The organism is Streptomyces sp. NPDC002156, from assembly GCF_053593675.1.
In genome coordinates, this window is sequence record NZ_JBSFDA010000088.1 from 36,016 (window position 1) to 43,324 (window position 7,309).

Genomic DNA, 7,309 nt, shown 5'->3' on the forward strand with positions numbered 1-7,309 from the left:
AGCCATTCACTACTCACTGCTCACTCGTACGCCCTGCCTTCGGGGCATACGCGCACGCTCAGCGTACGCGGCGGGCGACCGTGAAGCGGTCGACCTCCTCGCCCGTCTCCGCGATGCCCCGCACCGTCAGCGTGGCGAGGCGGCCCCGGGAGGCGGGGGTGACGTCGACGCGCAGGAACGAGTAGTCGAGGTAGCGCACGCGCGACCAGGTGACCGTCTCGTTGACCTTGCCGTCCTTGGTGTTGATGAAGGAGGCGACCGAGTCGACCTCGTTCTCGTGGCCCTCGTAGGACTGCGGGGCGCTGAACGCGTACAGGCTGCGGCCCGCCGCGCCCGCCGTCACGTAGACGACACCGTCGGTCTCGGGGTACGAAGTCCCGCCGATCGGGAGCTTCTTGGTGACCTTGCCCGCCTTGATGACGTCGGTGCGCTCGTACTGGTGGTTGTGGCCGTTGATGACCAGGTCGACCGTGTACTTCTCGAACAGCGGCACCCACTCCTGGCGCACGCCCCCCTCCGAGGCGTGCGCGGTGGACGTGCAGTACGCGCAGTGGTGGAAGAAGATCACGACGAAGTCGACGTCCTTGGAGGCACGGAACTTCTTGAGCTGCCCCTCCAGCCATGTGGTCTGAGTCCCGCCCGAGATACCGAGGTTGGCCGGGATCTCGAAGGAGATGTCGTTGGCGTCCAGCGAGATGACCGCCGTGTTGCCGTAGACGAAGGAGTACACGCCCGGGAGGTTCTCGGGGTCCGGGCCGTTGTCGGGGAGGTTCCAGCGGGCGTCCTCGCCGCCGTAGCCGTTGGGCGAGTACCAGGCCTCCATGTCGTGGTTGCCGTAGGCCGGCATCCACGGCACGGACTTGGCGACCGACTCGGTCTGCGCGAGGAACTGGTCCCAGATGCGCGAGTCGAAGCCGGTGTCCGAGGTCTGGCCGGAGCCGGACGGGTCGGCGTAGCAGATGTCACCGGCGTGCAGATGGAAGGCCGGGTTCTGGCCGAGCAGCAGGCTGTTGTTGGCGAGGCCGTGGTAGCCGACACCCTCGTCGCCGAAGGCCGTGAAGGTGAACGGCTCCTTGTGCGCGGGCGCGGTGGTGAAGGTGCCGAGCGTGCCCAGCAGGTGTGCCTCGGCCGGGTCGAAGCCCGCGTGGCCGACGCCGTAGTAGTACGTCCTGCCCGGACGCAGGTGGCTCAGCTTGGCGTGCAGGTAGTACTGGGTGTGGTCGCCGCTGGCGCCGACACCCGCCGGGGTGTACAGCGTCCGCACCTCGGCCTCGATCTTGCGGGAGAGGTCCCAAGGAGTGGCACCGATCCGGATGAAGGGCTTCTTCACCGCGACCGGGACCTGCCAGGAGACGGTGATCTCCGTGCGCGGGTCGTTGCCCCAGGCGAGGTGACGGCCGAAGGGGGCGACGAGCGCGCCGTCCACCTTCTCGGTCTGCTTGTACGTCTGCGTCGATGCGGAGGTCCGCGTCGCGGCCTGGGCGGCGCCCGGCACGAACGCACCGCCCGCGACGGCGCCCACGGTGACGGCGCCGCTTCTGATCATCGTGCGCCGCGAGAACTTGGCGCGAAGGTACTCGTGCTGCTCGGCCATGCTCATGCGCGCGGCGAGCTGCTCCGGTACGCCCATGCGAGGAGTGTCCATGGCTGAAAAAGGTGCTCTGGGCAGCCATCGATACGCAGGACACAGGATGAACAGGCCCCGAACAGGGTCCCATAAGAGTTTCAACAGACCGTTGCCCGAAATCGGGCAGGATTCTTGCGATTGCCAGCGCTTTACCTCAGGATCGTCGGGTGCACGACGAACTCGTTGATCACCTGACGCGCACCACACCCCTCTCACGGGGTGAGGCGCTACGGGTGATTCAGGACGTTCTCGCCTACTTCGACGAGACGACCGAGGATTATGTCCGTCGCCGCCACCGCGAACTCCAGGGCCAGGGCCTGGTGAACGCGACGATCTTCGACCGGATCGAGGCGGACCTGAAATACCGCGCGGTGGCACCACCGGAGCTGACGCTCCGCCAGCTGCGCCGCATCGTCTACGGCTAGGGACCAGGTACCTATATATGTGCGGAATTGTCGGATACATCGGCAGGCGTGACGTGGCGCCGCTGCTCCTCGAAGGCCTTCAGCGCCTGGAGTACCGCGGCTACGACTCGGCGGGCATCGTCGTGACCTCGCCGAAGGCGGCGGGCCTGAAGATGGTCAAGGCCAAGGGCCGGGTCCGGGACCTGGAGGCCAAGGTCCCCAAGCGCTTCGCCGGCACCACCGGCATCGCCCACACCCGCTGGGCCACCCACGGCGCCCCCTCCGACCACAACGCCCACCCGCACATGTCGGCCGACAACAAGGTCGCCGTCGTCCACAACGGGATCATCGACAACGCCTCCGACCTGCGCAAGAAGCTCGAAGCTGACGGTGTCGAGTTCCTCTCCGAGACGGACACCGAGGTCCTCACCCACCTCATCGCCCGCTCCCAGGCGGAGACCCTGGAGGAGAAGGTCCGCCAGGCCCTCCGGATCGTCGAGGGCACGTACGGCATCGCCGTCATGCACGCCGACTTCACCGACCGGATCGTCGTCGCCCGCAACGGCTCGCCGGTCGTCCTGGGCATCGGCGAGAAGGAGATGTTCGTCGCCTCGGACATCGCCGCGCTGGTCACCCACACGCGGCAGATAGTGACGTTGGACGACGGCGAGATGGCCACCCTCAAGGCCGACGACTTCCGCACGTACACGACCGAGGGCACCAGCACCACGGCCGAGCCGACCACCGTGGAGTGGGAGGCCGCCTCGTACGACATGGGCGGCCACGACACCTACATGCACAAGGAGATCCACGAGCAGGCCGACGCCGTCGACCGCGTCCTGCGCGGCCGCATCGACGACCGCTTCTCGACGGTGCATCTGGGCGGCCTGAACCTGGACGCCCGCGAGGCGCGCCAGATCCGCCGCGTGAAGATCCTCGGCTGCGGCACCTCGTACCACGCGGGCATGATCGGTGCCCAGATGATCGAGGAGCTGGCCCGCATCCCCGCCGACGCCGAGCCGGCCTCCGAATTCCGGTACCGCAACGCGGTCGTGGACCCCGACACCCTGTACGTCGCCGTCTCCCAGTCCGGTGAGACGTACGACGTGCTGGCCGCCGTGCAGGAGCTGAAGCGCAAGGGCGCTCGGGTGCTGGGCATCGTGAACGTGGTCGGTTCGGCCATCGCCCGCGAGGCGGACGGCGGCATGTACGTGCACGCGGGCCCCGAGGTCTGCGTCGTCTCGACGAAGTGCTTCACGAACACGACGGTCGCCTTCGCCCTGTTGGCCCTCCACCTCGGCCGCACCCGCGACCTCTCGGTCCGCGACGGCAAGCGGATCATCGAGGGCCTGCGCAAACTGCCCGCGCAGATCTCCGAGATCCTCGACCAGGAGGACGAGATCAAGAAGCTGGCCGAGCAGTACGCCGAGGCCCGCTCGATGCTCTTCATCGGCCGCGTACGGGGCTATCCGGTGGCCCGCGAGGCCTCCCTGAAGCTCAAGGAGGTCTCGTACATCCACGCCGAGGCCTACCCCGCCTCGGAGTTGAAGCACGGCCCGCTGGCCCTCATCGAGCCGGCCCTCCCCACGGTCGCGATCGTCCCGAACGACGACCTCCTGGAGAAGAACCGCGCCGCCCTGGAGGAGATCAAGGCCCGCAGCGGCCCCATCCTCGCGGTGGCCCACCAGCACCAGGAGAAGGCCGACCAGACGATCGTCGTCCCGAAGAACGAGGACGAACTGGACCCCATCCTGATGGGCATCCCCCTCCAACTCCTGGCGTACCACACGGCCTTGGCCCTCGGCCGAGACATCGACAAGCCGAGGAACCTCGCAAAGTCGGTAACGGTGGAATAGACGGCAAGAGGGCTGCGCCCCTTTGGGGCGCAGCCCAAGGGGGCGCGGGGAACTCCGCGACCAGCCCCCACCGGCCCGCAGAGGCCAAACAACCAGAACGAACCCCCCGTGTTGCCACCAACCACGGGGGGTTCGCCATATAGCCGGGGGCCGCCCAAACCCCCAGCCTGCGCAGCAAACCGGTGGCCGTCACACCCCGGCCGCAGCACGTCCTGGAAGGACCAGCTCGCACGGTGACCGGTATATGCCCTTCACAAGCGCACGAACACATCTACGCACGAGTAGATTTGCCCATCTCACCTGGGAGAACGTGGAGTTACGGACAGGAAGTCACGGGATGACGACGACCGGGCGCTGGGCCCGCTTGGCCAACCGCCCCGCCACCGACCCGAAGATGCGGCCGACGATGCCGTGGGTCGAGCCGACGACGATCGCGTCGGCCTCGTACTCCCGCCCCACCTCTTCGAGTTCGTGGCAGATGTCGCCGCCGCGCTCGACCAGGATCCAGGGCACTTCGGCCAGATAGTCGGCGCAGGCCAGTTCGAGCCCGAGGACCTCGGTCCGGTGGTCCGGGACGTCGACGAAGACGGGTGGCTCGCAGCCGGCCCACACCGTAGTGGGCAGCCGGTTGGCGACGTGCACGATGATCAGGCCCGAACCGGAGCGGTGGGCCATACCGATGGAGTACGCGAGGGCGCGCTCACTCGACGTCGAGCCGTCGAAACCGACGACGACACCGTGCTTGAACGCGGGGTCGCAGGACTGACGTGATTCTTCCGCCGCCAAGGGCTCGGCCGCCGTGTGATCGGCGACGGGGCGCTTGCGGTCCGCGGGATCCAGGAATTCGTGACCGGCCATGGGTGTCTCGGCGTTTTGATCCTCGTGATGGGACGACGTGATGTGGGACGACAGGGTGCGGCGGAGCTGTGTCCGGGAATCATCTTCCCAACCCCATACCCCCAAGGGTACGGCGGCACGCCTCCTTAGCCCATAGCCCGCACAGGCCCCGGTCGGGGTTCCAGGGAGCATGCACGAGGGGGCGCCCGTAACGCAATGGTTGCTGCCACGTACAGGCTGTTTCCACAGGGTTCGCGTACATCTCGCCTACGTCGATCACGTCCGCACACGTCTTCCGGACACGATCGACCAGTGACCGACCGCTCGAACAAGCGTTGAACCCGGTGACCCACCGTCACAGGGAGAGCAGTCATGACCTCACCGACGCAGGAATCCGCGAGCGACCTCGTCCGCTGGGCCGCCTTCAGCTGCGTCCTGGTCCCCGTGGTGCTCGTCCTCTACGGCACCTCGCTGGGCGGCGCGGCCGGTACGGCGCTGGGGCTGGCGGCCGTGACAGGGGTGTGCCGGGTGCTGCTGCGGCAGTCCGAGCGCGGCGCGGCCCGCATGCCGGCCGAGGAGAGCGCCGCGCATCGGGGGCGGCACAGCCGAACCCATTCAGGTACCCCGCGCGGCGGCCGCCACTCCGGCGGAACTACACCGGTCGACTGACCTGTTTTCGCGCACGCGCCCGATGCTTTTCAGCCAACTTCCGGCCACCGTACATCCCTTGGCCGAACAACCCCCAAACCCCTGTTCCACCTGCACTGAAAGGGTCCAGACGGGCCCGCGCACCCTACGCGGATTGGCCACTACGACGAGGCGCACTTCCCTGCACGGCCCACGAGTGCAACGCTTCGTGATCGAATGCTTTACGCCAAGTTGCCAAGTCGACAATCCGCCGGGTACCGAACTGGTCACCTCGGCATCATGCGACACAGTAGATTCGATCTTGACTGTCTACGGCGGGGGACTCGTGCAGGACCGAGGGGAAACGTGCAGGAGCGACACAACCGAGGAGCCGCGACCACCGAGGGGGGCTTAGCAGTATGAGCCACGACTCCACTGCCGCGCCGGAAGCCGCGGCCCGGAAACTTTCCGGGCGACGCCGCAAGGAGATCGTCGCGGTGCTGCTGTTCAGCGGCGGCCCCATCTTCGAGAGTTCCATACCACTTTCGGTGTTCGGGATCGACCGCCAGGATGCCGGAGTGCCGCGCTACCGACTGCTGGTGTGCGCCGGAGAAGAGGGCCCGCTGCGGACGACCGGCGGGCTTGAACTGACCGCGCCGAACGGCCTGGAGGCGATCGCACGGGCAGGCACGGTCGTCGTGCCCGCCTGGCGTTCGATCACCGCGCCGCCACCGGAGGAGGCGCTCGACGCACTGCGCCGGGCGCACGAAGAGGGTGCGCGGATCGTAGGCCTGTGCACAGGCGCGTTCGTCCTCGCGGCGGCGGGCCTGCTGGACGGCCGCCCGGCGACGACACACTGGATGTACGCGCCGACGCTGGCGAAGCGCTACCCGTCCGTGCACGTCGATCCACGGGAACTCTTCGTGGACGACGGCGACGTACTGACGAGCGCCGGCACGGCGGCAGGCATCGACCTGTGCCTGCACATCGTACGGACGGACCACGGCAACGAGGCGGCCGGCGCACTGGCCCGCCGACTGGTGGTCCCCCCGCGCCGATCGGGCGGCCAGGAGCGCTACCTCGATCGGTCTTTACCAGAGGAGATCGGCGCCGACCCGCTCGCCGAGGTCGTCGCCTGGGCGCTGGAGCACCTCCACGAACAGTTCGACGTGGAGACGCTGGCTGCGCGGGCGTACATGAGCCGTCGTACGTTCGACCGCCGGTTCCGCTCACTCACGGGGAGCGCTCCGCTGCAGTGGCTGATCACGCAGCGCGTGCTCCAGGCGCAGCGCCTGCTGGAGACGTCGGACTACTCGGTGGACGAGGTCGCGGGCCGCTGCGGCTTCCGTTCGCCGGTGGCTCTGCGCGGGCACTTCCGCCGCCAGCTGGGCTCGTCCCCGGCCGCGTACCGCGCGGCGTACCGGGCGCGCAGGCCGCAGGGTGAGCGGGTGCAGGATCCGGACGGTGCGGTGGGTGGCCCCGGCGGCGGTATGGGTACGCCGACCACGGCCGGCCAGGGACACGGGCACGGCCCGGGTCACGGCCACGACCGCGCCCCGCACTCGGAGAGCCCGGTCCCGATCCAGGCACGTCGTACGGCGGCTGCGGCCAGCGCGGTCGGCCTGTCGGCGGAGCATGCGCGGGACCCGTATGTCGGAAGCCGGGCGAGTCTGCCGGGGCAGCGGAGCGGTACGTAGAGGGTGCGTGACGTGTTGTGAACGTGGGGTGGGCCGGGGTATCTACCCCGGCCCTTCCCATCCCCTGGGGGCTGCGCCCCCAGACCCCCGCTGTCGGCCTGAACGGCCTCGTTCTCAAACGCCGGACGGGCTGGATGGTGCCGGCCGGCGCTTGGGTATTCAGCCCGTCCGGCGTTTGAGGACAAGGCCCGTTCAGGGCCGGAGCGGGGGTCTGGGGGCGCAGCCCCCAGGGATGGGAACGGGTAGGGGCGGCGGGGGCGA

6 protein-coding genes are annotated in these 7,309 nt (G+C 68.6%); 4 read left to right on the plus strand and 2 right to left on the minus strand.

The features are described 5' to 3' along the window. Positions 1-58 precede the first annotated feature (58 nt). Positions 59-1,630, minus strand: coding sequence for a purple acid phosphatase family protein (locus ACWCRB_RS30125; RefSeq protein ID WP_450999051.1), 1,572 nt, complete (start codon positions 1,628-1,630; stop codon positions 59-61). Between the two features lie 164 nt (positions 1,631-1,794). Here ACWCRB_RS30125 and ACWCRB_RS30130 point away from each other — a divergent pair, with 164 nt between their 5' ends. Next, on the plus strand, positions 1,795-2,052 hold the full coding sequence (locus ACWCRB_RS30130) for a hypothetical protein (RefSeq protein ID WP_164313127.1): 258 nt from the start codon (positions 1,795-1,797) through the stop codon (positions 2,050-2,052). A 17-nt stretch (positions 2,053-2,069) separates the two neighbouring features. Next, entirely contained in the window at positions 2,070-3,887 is a 1,818-nt protein-coding gene (gene glmS / locus ACWCRB_RS30135; protein ID WP_450999049.1) for a glutamine--fructose-6-phosphate transaminase (isomerizing), read from the plus strand. Between the two features lie 330 nt (positions 3,888-4,217). On the opposite strand, the gene ACWCRB_RS30140 is transcribed toward glmS, so the two are convergent. After that, positions 4,218-4,745: a universal stress protein gene (locus ACWCRB_RS30140; protein WP_105974383.1), complete on the minus strand. Its 528-nt coding sequence runs from the start codon at positions 4,743-4,745 to the stop codon at positions 4,218-4,220. A gap of 351 nt (positions 4,746-5,096) precedes the next feature. On the opposite strand from ACWCRB_RS30140, the gene ACWCRB_RS30145 reads away from it, so the two are divergent. Then, positions 5,097-5,393 carry a hypothetical protein gene (locus ACWCRB_RS30145; RefSeq protein WP_405537280.1) on the plus strand — a complete coding sequence of 99 codons (297 nt, stop codon included), beginning with the start codon at positions 5,097-5,099 and terminating at the stop codon, positions 5,391-5,393. 377 nt (positions 5,394-5,770) lie between these two features. Continuing rightward, positions 5,771-7,048 (plus strand): helix-turn-helix domain-containing protein, encoded by a 1,278-nt coding sequence (locus ACWCRB_RS30150; RefSeq protein WP_405537278.1) that lies wholly within the window; start codon positions 5,771-5,773, stop codon positions 7,046-7,048. Positions 7,049-7,309: the final 261 nt, after the last annotated feature.